Source organism: Bradyrhizobium ottawaense (genome assembly GCF_900099825.1).
GTDB classification, from domain to species: domain Bacteria; phylum Pseudomonadota; class Alphaproteobacteria; order Rhizobiales; family Xanthobacteraceae; genus Bradyrhizobium; species Bradyrhizobium ottawaense_A.
On record NZ_LT629693.1, the window covers coordinates 4,948,132 to 4,966,264 of the forward strand.

Consider the following 18,133-nt stretch of genomic DNA (forward strand, 5'->3'; position numbering starts at 1 on the left):
AAGCGGCATACGACCTGCAAATGAGCACGGTTCGGTCTAGATTAGCACACCCAGAATCGATGATTGTTGAACGATGCCGCTCCTGACCATCCACCACAAGACCGTATATCGCTACAACCGCCCGGTGGCGTTTGGCGAGCATCGTATCATGCTGCGCCCGCGCGACGGCCATGACCAGCGCGTGCTGTCGTCCAGCCTCGAGATTTCACCGGAGCCGATGTCGCTGCGCTGGATCCACGACGTGTTCGGCAACAGCGTCGCGATTGCAACCTTCGACGAGCGCGCGGAAACGCTGTCGTTCACCTCGATGGCGACCGTCGAGCACAATCCGGCCGAAGAGTTCGCGCTGACCGCCGACGACACCGCCTATTTCTATCCGTTCATCTACGACCGCGAGGAATTTCCCGACCTGCAGCAGTTCATCGCGCCGCAGTATGGCGATCCGAACGGTGAGCTGTCGGCGTGGGCGCGGCAGTTTCTCGACGCGGACGGGCCGACGCCGACCTTCAACATCCTCAGCGGCATGACGCATGGCATCCGCGAGGCCTTCACCTATCGCAAGCGCCACGAGCACGGCACCCAGCATCCGCTCGACACGCTGCAGACCGGTTCGGGCACCTGCCGCGACTATGCGATGTTCATGATCGAGGCGCTGCGCCGGCTCGGCATCGCCGCGCGCTTCGTCTCCGGCTATCTGTTCATTCCCGGCGACAGCGCGCACGGTTATGTCGGCGGCGGCTCGACCCATGCCTGGGTGCAGGTCTATCTGCCCAGCGCCGGCTGGATCGAGTTCGATCCGACCAACGGCATCGTCGGCACCCGCGACCTGATCCGCGTCGCGGTGGCGCGCGACCCGCGCCAGGCGGTCCCGCTGCACGGCTGCTATCTCGGTTCGGCCGACGCCTATGTCGGCATGGAGATCGGCATCAACGTGGTGTCGGTCGGCGATGACGAAGTGCGATCCGACGAGGCGCTTGAACAGCTCGAAGCGCCTGTCCGGGACGTGCCTGAAGAAGAATCCGACGCGCGGTCCGTAGCGCAGTCCCAGAGTCAGTCTCCCGAGAAGGTCTGACCATGGAGATCGACGTCGGCTTCGAGATTTCTTATGCGGCGGTGGCGCCGACGCCGATGGTGATGATGCTCTCGATCCACCCGTCGCGCATGTTCGACATCATCGGCCAGGAAAGCATCGTCGCCGAACCCGATGTGCCGATCGGTTTCTACCGCGACGGCTTTGGCAATGTCTGCGGCCGGCTGGTGGCGCCCGCCGGTGGCGTGACATTGAAGGGAAAGGCGCGGGTGCGCGATTCCGGGCTGCCGGATGCGGTGGCGCCGACCGCGCAGCAATTGCCGATCGACCGGTTGCCCGATGACGTGCTGCAATATCTGATGCCGAGCCGCTATTGCGAGACCGACAAGCTGATCGACATCGCCTGGTCGCTGTTTTCAGCGACCAAACCCGGCTGGGCGCGGGTGCAGGCCATCGTCGATTTCGTCCACGACCACGTCACCTTCGGCTACGAGCACGCGCATCACATGAAGTCGGCGCATGACGTCCATGAGCAGCGCACCGGCGTCTGCCGCGATTTTGCGCATCTGGCGCTGACCTTCTGCCGCTGCATGAACATCCCGGCGCGCTACTGCACCGGCTATCTCGGCGATATCGGCGTGCCGCCGGATCCGGCGCCGATGGATTTCTCCGGCTGGTTTCAGGTCTATCTGTCCGGCCAGTGGTACACCTTCGACGCCCGCCACAATCACCCGCGCATCGGCCGCATCCTGATGGGCACCGGCCGCGATGCAGCCGATGTCGCGCTGACCACGAGTTTTGGCCGGATGGACCTCGTCAAATTCGTGGTGGTGACCAACGAGGTGGTGGCGGCTTGATCCCGGCCGCGTTGACGGGATAACTGCGCGCCATGATTTCAGATCGTCTGTTCGTCTACGGCACCCTGATGCGCGGCTTCGACCATCCGATGGCGACGCTGCTGTCGCGCAGCGCGGATTTTCTGGGCGAAGCGCGATGTCAGGGCCGGCTCTATCTGATCAAGCATTATCCGGGGCTGGTGCTGTCGGAGGACCCTTCGGAAATCGTGTTCGGTGAGCTGTACCGCCTGCGCGACCGCGACGCACTGCTCGGCGAGTTCGACATGTACGAAGCCTGCGGCGAAGGCTTTCCGGAGCCGACCGAATACCTAAGAAGGATGCTGCAGGTCACGCAGGAAGACGGCACCGCAAGCGAGGCGTGGACCTATGTCTACAGCTGGCCCGTCACCGGCCTGCCGCACATCGCCTCGGGGAAGTTTCTGGAGCCGTGAACTGTCATTGCCGGGCTTGACCCGGCAATCCATCAAAAAGAAGAGCATTTTGCGAAGTGGATGGATGGCCGGGTCAAGCCCGGCCATGACAAGCAAAATCAAACAGCATCCAGCCGCTCGCGCTCCACCCGAATATCCACCTCGCGCTCGACATAGCTCCATTCTTCGGTCTCGCGCAGCATGCCGACCAGTTCCTCGAACAGCGATTCGTGCGCCAGCCGGTATTCGAACCAGGTCAGGAAATCGAAGGCGCCGCCGAGGTCGCGGCAATGGTAGAGCTGCCGCGCGATCGCGGGCAGGAATCTCAGGGTGGAGGCGATGTGGTGCGACTTGTCCTCGAAAATCCCGCGCCGTTCTTCTTGCGTCAGTTCCCACCAGGCCGCCGATTTTCGGATCGGGATCAGCGCCGCGAGCGTCGCCTCGGGCCGGCCGAGCCCGGCCTGCGCGGCGGCAAGTTGCTCTTTCTCGGCGCGTTCGACATAGCGCACATGGCTGGCGACGCCGACGAGCCGCCAGCCGGTCTGCGAGGGCAGGATCGGCAGCGCGACCGAGTCGGAATGGGTGACGGACAGCGCCGGCGTCGGCGTCAGGCCCTCGCCCTTCACCGCCGCCAGCCGCTTCACCTGCCACGCCCCGCTTTGTCCGCCCCTGAACACCGAGAACATGGGGGATATGGAAGCGTGGAACCCGAAATGATTCAAGCGGAGTAAGGTGCGCTAACCGTCGTCAAGCCCGGCGATGACGAGAAGAGATTGTCACTTTGCCCCTGTGAATAGTGGCAAGAACTGAGAAACATCTCATATTTTGCTATATCCATGATCGGTTGGCACAAGGCCGCCGACTTAAGGCACTCACCAACCCCATGCGCTTCACGCCCCAATTTCTCGACGAACTGCGTGCCCGGCTTCCGGTTTCGGAAGTCGTGGGCCGGCGCGTGAAGTTGAAGAAGGCGGGGCGGGAATATAAGGGGCTGTCGCCGTTCCAGCAGGAGAAGTCGCCGTCCTTCACGGTCAACGACCAGAAGGGATTTTACCACGACTTCTCCTCCGGCAAGCACGGCGACATCATCTCGTTTTTGATGGAGACCGAGGGCGTCGGCTTCACCGAAGCGGTCGAGCGGCTGGCCTCGATGGCCGGCATGGCGCTGCCGGCGGTGACGCCGGATGCCGCGCGGCAGGATCAGCGCCGCAAGACGCTCTATGACGTAATGGATCTCGCCGCAAAATTCTTCTGCGACACGCTGGCCTCGCGCTTCGGCGCCAAGGCGCGCGGCTATCTCGCCGATCGCGCCATTACGCCGGCGACGCAGCTCCAGTTCCGCATCGGCTATGCGCCGGGCGGCCCGGGCGAGCGCTTTGCGCTGAAGGAATATCTCGGCGCCCAGGGCATTCCGACCGAGGACATGGTCGAAGCCGGACTTCTGATCGGCGGCGACGATATTCCCGTGCCCTACGATCGCTTTCGCGACCGCGTGATGTTTCCGATCACCGACATTCGTAACCGGGTGATCGCATTCGGCGGCCGCGCGTTGGAAAAGGATGTTCCGGCAAAGTACCTGAACTCGCCGGAAACGCCGCTGTTTCACAAGGGCGACAACCTCTACAACCTTAGCTCAGCGCGGCAGGCGACCCATAACGGCGCGCCCCTGATCGTGGTCGAAGGCTATGTCGACGTCATCGCCATGGTCACCTCGGGCTTTGGCGGCGCCGTCGCGCCGCTCGGGACCGCGCTCACCGAAAACCAGCTCGCACTGATCTGGAAGATGGCGGACGAGCCGATCCTTTGTTTCGACGGCGACCGCGCCGGACAGAAGGCCGCCTACCGCGCCGCTGACCTGGCGCTGCCGCATCTCAAGCCCGGAAAAAGTCTGCGCTTTGCGTTGCTGCCCGAAGGCCAGGACCCCGACGATCTCGCGCGCTCCGGCGGACGAGCTGCTGTCGAGGAAGTCATTGGTGCCGCGCGTGGCCTCGCCGACATGCTGTGGTCGCGCGAGATCGAGGGCGGCAGCTTTGCCACGCCCGAACGCCGCGCGGCGCTGGAAGCGCGGATCGGCGAACTCAGTAACGGCATCCGCGACGAAGTGGTGCGGCGCTATTATCGCCAGGATCTCGCTGAACGGCTGCAGCGCACCTTTGCGCCGGAAGGCGGGCGCGGCGGCGGCTACGGCAGAGGCAATTTCAACCGCGGCGGAGGCGGCGAATCAGGCCGCCGTTTTGCCCCCCGCGGCTCGTTCACCCCGGGTCCGGCCGGCCGATTTGCCGCCGGCGGCGGCCGCGGGCAGGGAGCGTCGGCCAGCCAGACCATCAACCGGGGTCCCTACCAGGCGGCCAGCCCCCAGTTGGCCAACAGCCCGATCATGCGCGGCCAGCGCTCGGCGATCTCCCGCCGCGAGGCCTTGATCCTGCAATCTCTGATCAACCACCCCTGGCTGTTGCACGATCATCTGGAGGAGGTGGCGGCGCTGGAACTGGCCCATCCGGAGGCCAACAAGCTCCGCGCCGGCATTATCGCGGCCTTTGCCAACGACCATCACCATTCGCCGGAGCCGGAAGAGCAGGCCGAAAAGATGCGGGCCGATCTCGAGGCGCGCGGATTAGGTGAGATTCTTCAAAGGGTTGAACGGGCGATCACGACTTCGGCGGTGTGGGGGAGCAAGCCCGGCGCAGCAAGGGAAGATGTTTTAGCCACCTGGCAGCAACTCGTTGTCTTGCATCAGAAAACCCACGCCTTACTTAGGGAGAAGAAGGACGCCGAGCTGGCCCTGGGCGAGGACTCTAGCGAGGCGAATATGGGGTGGCTGAGAGATGTCAGCGCCCGGCTGGACTCGCTGGACGGCACCGAGGCCCTGATTGAGGGTTTTGGCGAACTTTCGGGCCGGTTCCGAAAAAGCGTCTGATGAAAAATTCATGCGGACGGCCGCGGCCGGAGCCGTTAAAAGACTCGCCAAACCCATGGTTTGGCTGCAAAAACAGGGTTAAGCGAAACTTAATAGCCGCAAGGGTACACGAGCGGTGAAGGGTACTCAGCGATAGCAAGGCTTACTTAGAGATAGCAAGGCTATTGGCATAACACCGGTGACGAGGGGTTTAGGGGTGGCGACGGTTTGCGCCGCCCTTTCCGCGTCATGAGCATGAGGATCATGCTCGAAGAGTGAAATCGAGCGGGACGGCTTTTCGCAGAAAAGTTGTCTCCAGTAATTCAAGGCAGGCAGCGGCTGACGCTGTCCCGCATGAGCGCGTTTCGGGAGCTTGATGAATGGCCACCAAGGCAAAGACGCTGCAGGTTAAAGACAAGGAAAAAGACGACAAGGCAGCGGACGCCCCTGAGAAGGATTCGCCGGACGCGCCGTCGCCGTTGCTCGACCTGTCGGATGCCGCGGTCAAGAAGATGATCAAGCAGGCCAAGAAGCGCGGCTTCGTGACCTTCGATCAGCTCAACGAAGTGCTGCCCTCCGACACCACCTCGCCCGAACAGATCGAAGACATCATGTCGATGCTCTCGGACATGGGCATCAACGTGTCTGAAGCCGAAGAGGCCGACTCTGAGGACGAAAAGGAAGAGGCCGAGGACGACACCGACAACGAACTCGTCGAGGTCACGCAGAAGGCCGTCACCGAGGTCAAGAAATCCGAGCCCGGCGAGCGCACCGACGACCCCGTCCGCATGTATCTGCGCGAGATGGGCACGGTCGAGCTGTTGTCGCGCGAGGGCGAAATCGCGATCGCCAAGCGCATCGAGGCCGGCCGCGAGGCGATGATCGCGGGTCTCTGCGAAAGCCCGCTGACGTTCCAGGCCATCATCATCTGGCGCGACGAACTCAACGAAGGAAAGATCTTCCTTCGCGACATCATCGATCTCGAAGCCACCTACGCCGGCCCCGACGCCAAGAACAACATGAACCCGGCGCTGATCGCAGCGCCCGTCGGTCCCGACGGCCAGCCGCTGCCGGCCGCCGCAGGTGCCGCGCCCGCGCATGTAGCACCCCCGGCCGCCCCGCCGTCGCCGACCCCGTTCCGCGCCGCAGCCGCTGCACCCGCGGCCGGTGGCGAGACCGTGGAAAAGGATCCGGCCGAGTCCGCCGCCGACGGCGACATGGACGACGACGAGTTCGAAAACCAGATGTCGCTCGCGGCCATCGAGGCCGAGCTGAAGCCGAAGGTGGTCGAGACCTTCGACAAGATCGCGTCCGAATACAAGAAGCTGCGCCGCCTGCAGGAGCAGGACATCGCCAACCAGTTGCAGAGCGAGACGCTGTCGCCCTCGCAGGAGCGCAAGTACAAGAAGCTGAAGGACGAAATCATCGTCGAGGTGAAGTCGCTGCGGCTGAACCAGGCCCGTATCGATTCGCTGGTCGAGCAGCTCTACGACATCAACAAGAAGCTGGTCTCGTTCGAAGGCCGCCTGCTGCGCCTCGGCGACAGCCACGGCGTCGCGCGCGAGGATTTCCTGCGCAACTACCAGGGCTCGGAGCTCGATCCGCGCTGGCTCAACCGTGTCTCGAAACTCTCCGCCAAGGGCTGGAAGAATTTCGTCCATCACGAAAAGGACCGCATCAAGGAACTGCGCGGCGAGGTCCAGCAGCTCGCGGCATTGACCGGTCTCGAGATCGGCGAATTCCGCAAGATCGTGCACGGCGTGCAGAAGGGCGAGCGCGAGGCGCGCCAGGCCAAGAAGGAAATGGTCGAGGCCAACCTGCGTCTCGTGATTTCGATCGCCAAGAAGTACACCAACCGCGGCCTGCAGTTCCTCGACCTGATCCAGGAAGGCAATATCGGCCTGATGAAGGCGGTCGATAAGTTCGAATACCGCCGCGGCTACAAGTTCTCGACCTATGCGACGTGGTGGATCCGGCAGGCGATCACGCGAAGCATTGCAGATCAAGCGCGCACCATCCGCATTCCCGTGCACATGATCGAGACCATCAACAAGATCGTGCGCACCTCGCGCCAGATGCTGAACGAGATCGGCCGCGAGCCGACCCCGGAAGAGCTCGCCGAAAAGCTCGGCATGCCCCTGGAGAAGGTCCGCAAGGTCCTCAAGATCGCGAAAGAACCGCTCTCGCTCGAAACCCCCGTCGGTGACGAGGAAGATTCGCATCTCGGCGACTTCATCGAGGACAAGAACGCGATCCTGCCGATCGACGCGGCGATCCAGTCCAACCTGCGCGAAACCACCACCCGCGTACTGGCCTCGCTCACGCCCCGTGAAGAACGCGTGCTCCGCATGCGCTTCGGCATCGGCATGAACACCGACCACACGCTGGAAGAAGTCGGCCAGCAGTTCTCGGTGACGAGAGAGCGTATTCGTCAGATCGAAGCGAAAGCGCTGCGCAAGCTGAAGCATCCGTCAAGGTCGAGGAAGCTGCGGTCGTTCCTGGATAACTAATTCAAGCCGTCATTGCCGGGCTTGACCCGGCAATCCATCTAAAACAAACGGCGGGCCCAAAGCCCGCCGTTTTCGTTCTGATGTCCTGGACCGTCGCTACTTCTTCTTCGCGCCGACCCGCTCGAGGCTCTTGATCGCCAGCGTGCTGCGGCCGGATTTCTCGGCGATCTCGCGGTCCTGCTCGAGAATATAGCCGCGCGCCGGCTCGTCGCCGTCGAGGCCGCCGAGCAGCTCGGCCGGCACGCGCCGGTTGGAGCGCTGGGAGCCGTCTTCATAGACGACGTTGAAAAAGGCGAATTCGCCTTTGGGATTGGTGCCGGGTTTCTTGGCCATAAGCGGGCTTGTCTCCGATAAGGCGGCTGGTGTCAATTATTGCTTCCGTGATGGCTGGCCGGCGTCTGACGGCCCGGCCGATGGCGGGAAATGCCGGAAATTGATACGTTCCGGGAAGCCCACCCGAAGGAACCCACCATGACCGGCCGCCGGCTTGTTGTCTGGTACAACACGCGCTGCCCCGTCTGCGATGCCGGCATCGACTGGCAACGCAACAAGCTGCTTGCCGCGGTGCGCGCCGGCGACATTTCCTTCTCCGACATCAACGAACAGCCCGACGCACTCGCCGGTTTCGGCGCCTCGCTCGATGACATCCGCCGCCGCCTGCATGCGACCGACGAGACCGGCCGCCTGATCGTCGGCGCCGACGTCGTCATTGCGATGTGGAAGGTGACGCCGGGTGAAGGCTGGCTGGCGTCGCTGTTCGGCAACCGCCTGATGCTGCCGCTGACACGGTTCGGCTATGACAGGTTCGCGGATGTCCTGTTCGCCTGGAATAGATGGAAGGGACATTGGTGAGGGCTGCGTCTCTCGAACAACAGCGGCAGGTATGGTAGAAGCCGATTCAATTGTCCCGCGCCCTCTCAGAAAACGGCTCCCCATGCATTTCCGTCCCGCCTTTGCCTTCTGCGCCTCTGTGCTCGCCACGCTCATCCTCGCCACCCCGTCTTACGCCGCCCGCTGCGGCGGCGACTTCAACACCTTCGTGGCGGCGATGTCGCAGGAGGCCGCGGCATCAGGCATTTCGCAAGGCGTGATCTCACAGGCGCTCGGCGGGGTGCAGCAGGATGGCGGCGTGCTGGCGTTCGACCGGCGCCAGCGCGGCACCTTCAACAAGTCGTTCGAGCAGTATGTCTCGACCCGCGTCGGGGCCGGCCGCATCAATGCCGGCCGCGCGATGCTGCAGAGGCATGCGGCGCTGCTGTCGAGCATCGAGCAGAAGTTCGGCGTGCCGCGGCAGATCCTGGTCGCGATCTGGGGACTGGAGACCGATTTCGGCAAGGGCGACATGGGAAAATTGCCGGTGTTTCGCGTGCTCTCGACCATGGCGCATGACTGCCGCCGCACCGAACTGTTCCAGGGCGAATTGCTGGCGGCGCTGAAAATCGTGCAGCGCGGCGACTTGCGTCTGAATGACATGATCGGCGCCTATGCCGGCGAGATCGGCCAGACGCAATTTTTGCCGTCGTCCTACATCAAGTATGGCGTCGATTTCGACGGCGACGGCCATGTCGATCTCCGCCACAGCGTGCCCGACGTGCTCGCCTCCACCGCCAACCTCTTGCACACCTCGGGCTTCAAGATGGGCGCGCCCTACGGCGAAGGCACTGCCAATTTCGAAGCGATGCGCGAATGGAACAGGGCGACGATCTATCGCAAGACGATCGGGTATTTCGCGGACCAGTTGGGCGGGCGGTAGACTCCGTCATTCCGGGGCGCGCGATAGCGCGAACCCGGAATCTCGAGATTCCGGATTCGATGCTGCGCATCGCTCCGGAATGACGGATAGAGTTGTTTCGTCATTGCGAGGAGCGATAGCGACGAAGCAATCCATGTATCGGCAAGCCGCGCTATGGATTGCTTCCGCCTTCGCTCGTTGAGCTTCGGCGCACGAGTCGCTTCGCTCGCAACGCCGAACTCACTTCCCCGCCTGTGCCGCCATCTTCTCCAGCCGCTTCGCCAGCACCGCCCAGTACGTCGCCGGCCGAAACCGTTGCAACAGATCCATGAACCAGGCGTCGTTGCCGATCAGGATGCGGGGCTGGTTCTTCTCGATGCCTTCGATGATGCGCAACGCCGCCGCGGCCGGCGTGGTCTTTGCCATCGCGTCAAAACGGTCGATCGATTGGGCGCGGCGGGCGTTGTCGGTGACGCCGGCGCCGGTGCGGGAGTTGCGCGCGATGTTGGTCGAAACACCGCCGGGATGCACCACCGACAGTTTCACCGAACTGTTCGCCATCGCGAGTTCATGGCGCAGGCTTTCGGAAAAGCCGCGCACCGCGAATTTCGCCGCGCAATAGGCGGTCTGGCCGGGCGGGGCGATGATGCCGAAGATCGAGGACAGGTTGACGATATGTGCCGCGCGTTGACTGGAAAGATGCGGCAGGAAGGCGCGGGTGCCGTGCACCACGCCCCAGAAATTGATGTTGATCAGCCATTCCATCTGCGCCTGCTCGACTTCGGCGAAAGTGCCGAGCAAGGCGACGCCGGCATTGTTGATGAGGATGTTGAGCGAAGGATGCGCGGCGGTGGCGGCCTGAGCGAAATCCCGGATCTGTCCGGGCTCGCCGACATCGACGCGGTGCACGCTGACCTTGCAATCGGGATTGCGGCCGATCTCGGCGGCGAGTTGTTGCAACCCGGCCTCGTCGCGGTCGGCGAGCGCGAGATCGCAGCCGCGCGCGGCCAATTCCAGCGCCAGTGCGCGGCCGATGCCGCTGGCGGCGCCGGTGACGGCGGCGGCACTTCCGGAGATCGCAGTCATTTGGACTCCATTGAGGTCGGGGAAACGGGATGGGAACTCGCGAAAAATTGCTTGTTCCCGGACATTGGCAAATTGGAACCGAACCATAAAGCGGTTTCGGCGCTTAACCCTGACGGCTCTGGGCAACATCAAAACGGAGGCGACCAAATGGGACAATCGAAACCCTTCCGCGCGACCGCACTGATCGTCGAGGACGACCCGATGCAACGGGAAATGATCTGCCTGCTGCTGGAGGAAAGCGACGTCGACGTCATCGAGTGCGAAAGCGCGGAGGCCGCCGAACTGGTGCTGGAAAACGTCGGCGACAACGTGGTGATGATGATGACCGACGTGCACCTCGCCGGCAACATGAATGGCGTCGAACTCGCGTACATCGCCCGCAAGTACAATCCCGGCATCGGGGTGATCGTCACGTCAGGCAGGCCCTTACCTCAGGAATTGCCCGACGGCGCACAGTTCTGGTCCAAGCCATGGGCGCCGCTCGACGTGATCCGCGAAGCGGAGCGGATGGCCTATGCCTGGAGCATCGATGCGCAGAGCCGACGGCGCCCGCCTGCGTGATCGCGCCCGCCGGTCTGGCGCTGCCAGGTCTTGGTGCTGCCAAGTCTTAGCGCTGCCAAGTCTTAGCGCTGCCGAGTCTTGGTGCTGTTATGTCAAGAGCTACCACGGCGGAGGCCGCCGTGGTAATTTCCGTTCATGACACTGTCCTTTCTCCTGACCTCGCTGATCGTGGTCGCCTCGCCCGGCACCGGCGTGCTGTACACGCTGGCGGTGGCGCTGACACAGGGCGCCCGGCCGAGCATCGCCGCCGCCTTCGGCTGTACGCTCGGCATCGTGCCGCAGATGCTGGCGGCCATGCTGGGCCTGGCCGCGGTGCTGCACACCAGCGCGCTGGCATTTGCCGCGCTGAAATATTGCGGCGTGGTCTATCTGCTGTACATGGCCTGGCAGGCGCTGCGCGAGACCGGGGCGCTGGCGCTCGACACACGTCCCGCCGCAGGCGAGCGATCCAGCCGACGCGTCATCGTCACGGCGATCCTGATCAACATCCTCAATCCAAAGCTGTCGATCTTCTTCCTGGCCTTCCTGCCGCAGTTCATTGCCGCCGACGAGCGCCATCCCCTGGCGCGCATGCTCGAACTGAGCGGCACCTTCATGGCGATGACGTTTGCGGTGTTCGCCGTCTACGGCCTGTTCGCCGCCTCGGTCCGCGACCGCGTCATCTCGCGGCCGAAGGTGATGGCCTGGCTGCGCCGCAGCTTTGCCGCCGGCTTCGCCGCGCTCGGCGCCAGGCTGGCGTTCGCGGAGCGGTAGTAGCTGTCGTTACGGACGCCGAGACCGTAGCCCGGATGAGCGAAGCGATATCCGGGACCGGTGCGTGTGTTTCCCCGGATGTCGCGGAGCCTGTCATCGGGCGCGCATTCGCGCGACCCGTTGGCTCATCCGGGTTACAAGTTTGAGCTTCTCCAAAAATCAAAAAGGCGGACCCGAGGGCCCGCCAGCTTTGGAAGATTGGATGCCCGGGCGGAACTGAGCGCTCCACCCGGGCGAAAATTCACTTCTTGGACTTCTTGGCCTTCTTCGCCTTCTTCGCCTTTTTCGCCTTCTTCGCTTTCTTAGCCATAGTATCCTCTCAAGGTTTTAATGGATTGAAACGCGACACCGAGGCATGTTTGGCGGAGGGCCAGCCTCACAACATCCTCAATGACAATCCCAACAGATTCGCAGCGCGATTCCGCGTGCTGTCATGCTGATGTCATCGCGTTATCCACAGCCATTATGCGTTTCGACGCGATTTTTCATCAAAACGCCGCTGGTCACGTCCGTTCGCGGCGCGCGCGTCATGCTTAACGACGAGGAAATACGCGCCCTCTTCATCAATTTAAAACCACCATTTGGATTCGCCGACAGCGGTGAGAGTCCGTTAAGCGGCGCCGATGCACCTTGTTGCCAAGACAACGGGGATTGTCGTGGGGGAAGGCCCCGGGGGCGCAAGTTTCCGGCGTTTGGTTGGGCAACAGGGGAGACGGGGCCGCATAGGCCTTGGGGTATCAGCGATGCTGAGCGTTCCGACGCTTTGGACAGTGTTCGTCATCAACTTTCTCGCGCTCGGCCTGATCTGGGCCTACGTGGTGCGCAGCTATCCGGCGTTCGCGCCGGCGCGGTTCTGGACCGGCTCGTCGTTCGTGGCGGCGGTAGGGGCCGCGGTGGCGACGCTCCGCGTCGTGATGACGGACTCGCTGGTGCCGCTAGTACTGGGCGGCACGGCGCTGATCCTGGCGATCTGCCTGGCTGCGATGGGCATTCGGAAATTCTTCGACAAGCCGCTGACGTGGCGTTTTACGCTGCTCGTGACCGGGCTGGGTTTTGCCGGCCTTTCCCTCTTTACATTCGCCTATGACAGCGTGCCGGGGCGGCTCACCGTCTTTACGATTGCCGAGACGATCCCGCTGGCGCTGAACCTGAGGCTGCTGCTGACCCCGCAGGAGGGGCGCATCAATCCGGGGGCGCGGCTGGCCGGCATTGTTGCGACGTTCATCATCGCCATTTTCGGTGTGCGGCTGCTTTGCGGACTGACCGGATTGGCTGGCGGTTTCGCCTATGCCTACTTCAGCCCGGTCCAGTCGGTGCTGGTCCTGCTGCTGGTGTTCCTGTCGATGGCGTTGAATTTCGGCTTCCTGCTGATGGCGATGGATCGCCTGCGCGACGAGGTCGCGGATCTGGCGCTGCTCGATGACCTCACCGGCGTCGGCAACCGCCGCCATCTGGTGCAGCGCCTCGCCGAGGAATGCGCGCGATCGGAGCGCAGCGGCCAGCCGTTTTCGCTGCTCGTGATCGATCTCGACGGCTTCAAGGGCATCAACGACACCCACGGCCATGCCGCCGGCGACGCCTGCCTGCAGCATTTCACCCTGATGGCGCAAACCCGCTTGCGGCCCGGCGACATGCTGGCGCGCTCCGGTGGCGACGAGTTCTGCATCGTGCTGCCGTCCTCGACGCTGCGCGAGGGCGCCATGATCGCCCGCCGCGTGCTGGAAGTCTGCCGCGCCGATGCCGAGCAATGCGTCGGCGCAGATATTCCGATCTCGGTCTCGATCGGCGTCGCGCAGTGGGCCCGGGAGATGGGCGCATCGCCCGATCAACTGATCGCGGCGGCCGACCAGGCGCTGTACGACGCCAAGAAGGGGGGCCGCAACCGGTTTGCGACCTTCGAGGCGGCGCCGCCGCTGGTCCCAGAACTCACAAGCCCCGTGGTTTCGGATATGGCCGCGCGCAAGCGGGCGTGATACGCGCCAGTGAGGCCACTGGACTGAGATCATGAACCTACGTTTCGCCGCCGTGGCGCTTGTTGGCGCCTTCACGTTCTCCTTGGCATTCGCCGTTCCGGCTTCGGCGCAAACGCCCGACCTCGCGGCCATCGCGCGCGCGTCGGGCACCCCCGACATTCCCGGCCTGAAAATGGTCTGGCTGGCGCCATGGGGCGACCCCGCAAAGGCCCATCCCTGGCGCAACATCATCGTGCACCAGACCGAAGGCCCAAGCGGCTCCGCCCGCGGCGGCGCGCAGGAGCAGAACAAAAATCCGACCCGGCGCGGCGTCATGGTCTGGGTCGAGACCGACGGCACGGTGTACTGGGCGGTCGCGGAAAATCTGGTACCGACCCATACCGACGGCGCCGACCGCAACGACAACAAATATATCGACAACAGCAAAACCTATCGCCAGGTCAACAAGGACACCTCGATCGGCGTCGAATTCGCTGGCAATTATCCCGACGTGACGCGCGGCGCGACGGAAGCACAGGTCGCGGCGTGGCGGATCCTGGTGAAGGTGTTGCGGGCGCGCTACGGCATTCCGCTCGAACGCGTCTACGCCCACAACTGGATCGACTTCAAGGACGCCCGCTATTGCGAAGGCTGCGCGCTGGCGAAACTGGCGCGGGAGTGGGGCGAGTAAGCCGATTGACCGCCTGATCGGGTTCAAGCAATCTCACTTGGCGGTGGGCTGAAAGGATTTGAATTGATGACGTCTGCTTCGATGGCCTTGCCGTATTCACGCGCCAGGAAAGCCTTCGGCGCGGTGCCGGCGATCGCGCTGTTGCTTGGCGCCACACTGCTGGCGGCGCTGGAAGTGCCGAGCAAGCCGTTCCTCGACAAGAACAGCTTCTATCTGTCGTCGTCCGGCTTCAAGGTGCAGGTCGTCAACGATGCCGCGGGCAGGCAGGCGCTGCACGCATTGCCGCCGCATCGCTTCGTCGTTCACCGCTACGGCAACGACGTGCGCTATCTCTATGCCGAGCCGATCCACTGCGTCTGCATCTTCATCGGCACGCAGGCGGCCTATCAGAATTATCGCGACATCCTCGCCAGGCCGGTCGATCAGCCCGACACCGTCGCGCCCGACTACCAGACCCAGGCCAGCGCGTTGCTCTATGGCGATCCCTACGACTGGACCTCGCTCAACCAGCCCACCAGCATCGCCGATTATCTGCAGACGTATTATTGAGGGGGACGACGGCGGGCTGCCCACCAGAACAGCCGTCATACGCGGGCTTGACCCGCGTATCCATCACGCTTCGGAAAATTCTTGCGAAGGAGATGGATGGCCGGGTCAAGCCCGGCCATGACGTCCTGATATAAGGCTCGCCCCAAAAACAAAAAGCCGGCGTCGCCGCCGGCTTTCGTCAGTTGTCGCTTCGCGCGCGGTTAGAGCGCGGCTTCCAGAACGGCGGCGTCCGCCTTCGCGATCGTGCCCTTGACGGCCGACTGCACCTTTTCGAAAGCCCGGACCTCGATCTGCCGCACGCGTTCGCGGCTGACGCCGAATTCGGCGGCGAGGTCTTCCAGCGTCATCGGGTCTTCCGCCAGACGCCGCGCCTCGAAGATGCGGCGTTCACGCGGGTTGAGCACGCCGATGGCGCCGTTCAGCGCCTGCCGGCGATGATCGAACTCCTCGTGTTCGGCCATTACGGCTTCTTGGTTGGGCGAGTTATCGACCAGCCAGTCCTGCCATTCGCCGGCTTCACCGTCGTCGCGGATCGGCGCGTTGAGCGACGCGTCGCCACCGAGGCGGCGGTTCATGTCGATCACGTCCTGGGCCGTGACGCCGAGGCGCTTGGCAATGATCTTGACCTGGTCGGGGCGGAGATCGCCTTCGTCCAGAGCCGAGATCTTGCTCTTCGCCTTGCGCAGGTTGAAGAACAGCTTCTTCTGGTTCGCGGTGGTGCCCATTTTCACGAGCGACCAGGAACGCAGGATGTACTCTTGAATCGACGCCTTGATCCACCACATGGCGTAGGTAGCGAGCCGGAAGCCCTTTTCGGGTTCGAAGCGCTTGACCGCCTGCATCAGGCCGACATTGCCTTCCGAGACCACCTCGGAAATCGGCAAGCCGTAGCCGCGATAGCCCATGGCGATCTTGGCCACGAGCCGGAGATGGCTGGTGACAAGGTGATGCGCCGCGTCGCGATCGTCATGTTCGCGCCAACGCTTGGCGAACATGTATTCCTGCTGGGGTTCCAGCATCGGAAATTTGCGGATCTCGGCGAGGTAACGGGAAAGACCGTGTTCTCCATTGAGAACCGGTAAAGTAGCTGTACGGGCCATTGTAGCGCCCTCCAGTGGTTCAGGCCCCCGATAGCGGCGGGCCCGGCAGACGGCCGCTGTGTTAAAGCCGGCCAGGCTGCGATGTTCCGCGCTGGATATTCAGCGCAGGTGCAACATACACCAAACCTGACCATTTAGGGAAGGATTGCTGACGTCACGTCCCCGTGTGCCTGCCATAACCTGTTGGCATGGCAACGCTTTTCCAAAAGGCCTGCGTCATAGCGCCGCTTCCAGGGCGCTCCTTAAGAGAAGCAAATCCTCCGGCAAAGCCGCTTCCCAGTGCAAAAGTTCCCCGGTCCGCGGGTGCTCCAGGGCCAGCAGGTAGGCGTGCAGGGCCTGCCTGCCCAAGGCAGAGAGTGCGGCCTGGGCCTGGGGCCCGAGGTGGCCGGCCTTGGTCTTGAAGTGGGAGCCGTAGACGGCGTCGCCCATCAGCGGGTGGTCGATATGGGACAGATGCACCCGGATCTGGTGAGTCCGCCCGGTCTCGAGCTGGCAGGCGAGCAGGGAAGCGACCGGCTTGCCGTCGCGGCCCTGATAGGCCGCCTGCAGCTCCCAATGGGTCACCGCTTCGCGCCCACCCTCGCGCACCGCCATCTTTTCGCGGGCATAGGGATGGCGGTCGATCGGGGCGTCGACCGTGCCGCGCTGGCGGCCGGGCGCGCCCCAGATGAAGGCCATGTAGCCGCGCTGCATCGGCCCCGTGCGGCCATGGTCGGCGAATTGCGCGGTCAGCGATTGATGGGCGTGGTCGTTCTTGGCGACCACCATCAGCCCGGTGGTGTCCTTGTCGAGCCGGTGCACGATGCCGGGGCGGCGGACACCACCAATCCCCGAGAGGCTTGCGCCGCAATGGGCGATCAGCGCGTTGACCAGGGTGCCGCTCTCATGGCCGGCGGCCGGATGCACGACCAGTCCCTTGGGCTTGTCGATGACGATGATGTCGTCATCCTCGTAGACGATATCGAGCGCGATATTCTCACCCTTCGGCTCCGGCGCCACCGCCTCCGGGACGTCGATTGTGATCGTATCGCCGGTGGTGACATGATAAGCGGGGTCGCGGACGGGGGTGCCCCTGGCGGTGACGGAACCGGCCAGGATCAGCGCCTTCAGCCGCGAGCGCGACAGTTCCGGGCGGAGCACCGCGAGCACACGGTCGAGACGGGTCGAGCCCTCGTCGCCGCCGACGGTGACCTCCAGCCTTTGTCCGCCAGTTGAAGTGCCTTGATCCAAAACCGAGCCCTGTTCCAAAGAAGAGTTCTGCATGACCGATGCTGTTGCGCCCGAACCGAGCCCCGAGCAAGCCGCCTTGTTTGCGCGGGTGCGGCGGATGATGGTGATCGCAGGCCTGACCTCGGCGCTGGCCGTCTGCATCGTCCTGATCGCTGTCGGTTACCGCCTTTATCGCGGCGAGGGAAGCGCCACGGCGGCCACCTCGGATGTCACCGCGACGCTGCCGAAGGGCGCCCGGATCGTCTCGACCGGCACAGCCGGCGAGCGGCTGGTGGTGACCCTGGATATCGGCGGGGTGACCGAAATCCGCACCTTCGACGCCAAAACGCTAAAACCGGCCGGAAAACTCAAGTTCGTCAGCGAACCCTGAGCCCCTGTCATGGCCGGGCTTGACCCGGCCATCCACGTCTTTCTTCATTTGGCAGCCAGGACGTGGATGCCCGGGACAAGCCCGGGCATGACGAATAGAACCGTACCGCCTTGCAGCAGGCCGATTTCGAGGCTATTCCCTCCAGCCAACGCTCCCTTCGTCTAGCGGTTAGGACGCGGCCCTCTCAAGGCTGAAACAGGGGTTCAATTCCCCTAGGGAGCGCCAATCTTTTCAATAACTTAGGCGAATTTCCCGCCGCGTTCGGTCCCTCCGACCAAGTATTAACCGGGTATCGCGAAGGCGGCCTAAAGGAAGCCTGTAGAGCGGCCCGCCTAGGGGCGCGGACCCGGAAAGGCGCTACCGGGAGGGCCTAGCCGGTAGAACGTCCCGGCAGCACCGTTCCGCA

General features: G+C 63.6%; 18 protein-coding genes and 1 tRNA gene. 14 read left to right on the forward strand and 5 right to left on the reverse strand.

What is annotated here, in order from left to right; all coding sequences use genetic code 11:
- The first annotated feature begins 73 nt into the window (after positions 1-73).
- From BLR13_RS23115 to BLR13_RS23125, 3 genes are read left to right on the forward strand one after another with little or no spacing between them, the layout of a single operon-like run.
- Complete coding sequence (locus BLR13_RS23115; RefSeq protein ID WP_083387592.1) at positions 74-1,072, forward strand: transglutaminase family protein; 999 nt, start codon at positions 74-76, stop codon at positions 1,070-1,072.
- A gap of 2 nt (positions 1,073-1,074) precedes the next feature.
- Positions 1,075-1,887, forward strand: a complete 813-nt coding sequence (locus BLR13_RS23120) for a transglutaminase-like domain-containing protein (RefSeq protein ID WP_074819241.1) — start codon at positions 1,075-1,077, stop codon at positions 1,885-1,887.
- Positions 1,888-1,919: 32 nt separating this feature from the next.
- A complete protein-coding gene (locus BLR13_RS23125) occupies positions 1,920-2,318 on the forward strand; it encodes a gamma-glutamylcyclotransferase family protein (protein WP_074819239.1) in 399 nt (132 codons plus the stop codon).
- 98 nt (positions 2,319-2,416) lie between these two features.
- Here the strand turns inward: BLR13_RS23125 and BLR13_RS23130 are convergent, their stop codons facing one another.
- Entirely contained in the window at positions 2,417-2,983 is a 567-nt protein-coding gene (locus BLR13_RS23130) for a chlorite dismutase family protein (protein WP_074819238.1), read from the reverse strand.
- A 197-nt stretch (positions 2,984-3,180) separates the two neighbouring features.
- Between BLR13_RS23130 and dnaG the strand changes: the two genes are divergently transcribed.
- Both dnaG and rpoD read left to right on the forward strand, forming a co-directional pair.
- Positions 3,181-5,214, forward strand: coding sequence for a DNA primase (dnaG, locus tag BLR13_RS23135; protein ID WP_074819236.1), 2,034 nt, complete (start codon positions 3,181-3,183; stop codon positions 5,212-5,214).
- Positions 5,215-5,573: 359 nt separating this feature from the next.
- Complete coding sequence (rpoD, locus tag BLR13_RS23140) at positions 5,574-7,703, forward strand: RNA polymerase sigma factor RpoD (protein WP_074819234.1); 2,130 nt, start codon at positions 5,574-5,576, stop codon at positions 7,701-7,703.
- Positions 7,704-7,799: 96 nt separating this feature from the next.
- Here the strand turns inward: rpoD and BLR13_RS23145 are convergent, their stop codons facing one another.
- Positions 7,800-8,036 carry a hypothetical protein gene (locus tag BLR13_RS23145; RefSeq protein ID WP_074819231.1) on the reverse strand — a complete coding sequence of 79 codons (237 nt, stop codon included), beginning with the start codon at positions 8,034-8,036 and terminating at the stop codon, positions 7,800-7,802.
- Positions 8,037-8,174: 138 nt separating this feature from the next.
- Between BLR13_RS23145 and BLR13_RS23150 the strand changes: the two genes are divergently transcribed.
- On the forward strand, positions 8,175-8,555 hold the full coding sequence (locus BLR13_RS23150; RefSeq protein WP_074819228.1) for a thiol-disulfide oxidoreductase DCC family protein: 381 nt from the start codon (positions 8,175-8,177) through the stop codon (positions 8,553-8,555).
- Between the two features lie 82 nt (positions 8,556-8,637).
- Positions 8,638-9,456 (forward strand): lytic murein transglycosylase, encoded by an 819-nt coding sequence (locus BLR13_RS23155; RefSeq protein ID WP_074819226.1) that lies wholly within the window; start codon positions 8,638-8,640, stop codon positions 9,454-9,456.
- 219 nt (positions 9,457-9,675) lie between these two features.
- On the opposite strand, the gene BLR13_RS23160 is transcribed toward BLR13_RS23155, so the two are convergent.
- Complete coding sequence (locus BLR13_RS23160; protein ID WP_074819224.1) at positions 9,676-10,521, reverse strand: SDR family NAD(P)-dependent oxidoreductase; 846 nt, start codon at positions 10,519-10,521, stop codon at positions 9,676-9,678.
- 147 nt (positions 10,522-10,668) lie between these two features.
- Between BLR13_RS23160 and BLR13_RS23165 the strand changes: the two genes are divergently transcribed.
- The 5 genes from BLR13_RS23165 to BLR13_RS23190 all read left to right on the forward strand — a co-directional run bounded on the left by BLR13_RS23165 (position 10,669) and on the right by BLR13_RS23190 (position 15,027).
- Positions 10,669-11,082 (forward strand): response regulator, encoded by a 414-nt coding sequence (locus BLR13_RS23165; protein ID WP_074819222.1) that lies wholly within the window; start codon positions 10,669-10,671, stop codon positions 11,080-11,082.
- Between the two features lie 135 nt (positions 11,083-11,217).
- Positions 11,218-11,835, forward strand: coding sequence for a LysE family translocator (locus BLR13_RS23170; protein WP_074819220.1), 618 nt, complete (start codon positions 11,218-11,220; stop codon positions 11,833-11,835).
- Positions 11,836-12,578: 743 nt separating this feature from the next.
- On the forward strand, positions 12,579-13,808 hold the full coding sequence (locus tag BLR13_RS23180; protein WP_074819216.1) for a GGDEF domain-containing protein: 1,230 nt from the start codon (positions 12,579-12,581) through the stop codon (positions 13,806-13,808).
- Between the two features lie 31 nt (positions 13,809-13,839).
- Positions 13,840-14,478, forward strand: coding sequence for a peptidoglycan recognition protein family protein (locus BLR13_RS23185; protein WP_079586057.1), 639 nt, complete (start codon positions 13,840-13,842; stop codon positions 14,476-14,478).
- Positions 14,479-14,544: 66 nt separating this feature from the next.
- A complete protein-coding gene (locus BLR13_RS23190) occupies positions 14,545-15,027 on the forward strand; it encodes a hypothetical protein (protein WP_091976676.1) in 483 nt (160 codons plus the stop codon).
- A gap of 200 nt (positions 15,028-15,227) precedes the next feature.
- Here the strand turns inward: BLR13_RS23190 and rpoH are convergent, their stop codons facing one another.
- Both rpoH and BLR13_RS23200 read right to left on the reverse strand, forming a co-directional pair.
- Positions 15,228-16,127 (reverse strand): RNA polymerase sigma factor RpoH, encoded by a 900-nt coding sequence (gene rpoH, locus BLR13_RS23195; protein ID WP_074819215.1) that lies wholly within the window; start codon positions 16,125-16,127, stop codon positions 15,228-15,230.
- Between the two features lie 216 nt (positions 16,128-16,343).
- Positions 16,344-17,390, reverse strand: a complete 1,047-nt coding sequence (locus BLR13_RS23200) for an RluA family pseudouridine synthase (RefSeq protein WP_091976679.1) — start codon at positions 17,388-17,390, stop codon at positions 16,344-16,346.
- Here BLR13_RS23200 and BLR13_RS23205 point away from each other — a divergent pair.
- Entirely contained in the window at positions 17,389-17,727 is a 339-nt protein-coding gene (locus BLR13_RS23205) for a hypothetical protein (RefSeq protein WP_074819213.1), read from the forward strand. The two genes, BLR13_RS23200 and BLR13_RS23205, sit on opposite strands and share 2 nt — an antisense overlap.
- Before the next feature lie 150 nt (positions 17,728-17,877).
- Positions 17,878-17,952 (forward strand) — tRNA-Glu (locus BLR13_RS23210).
- Positions 17,953-18,133: the final 181 nt, after the last annotated feature.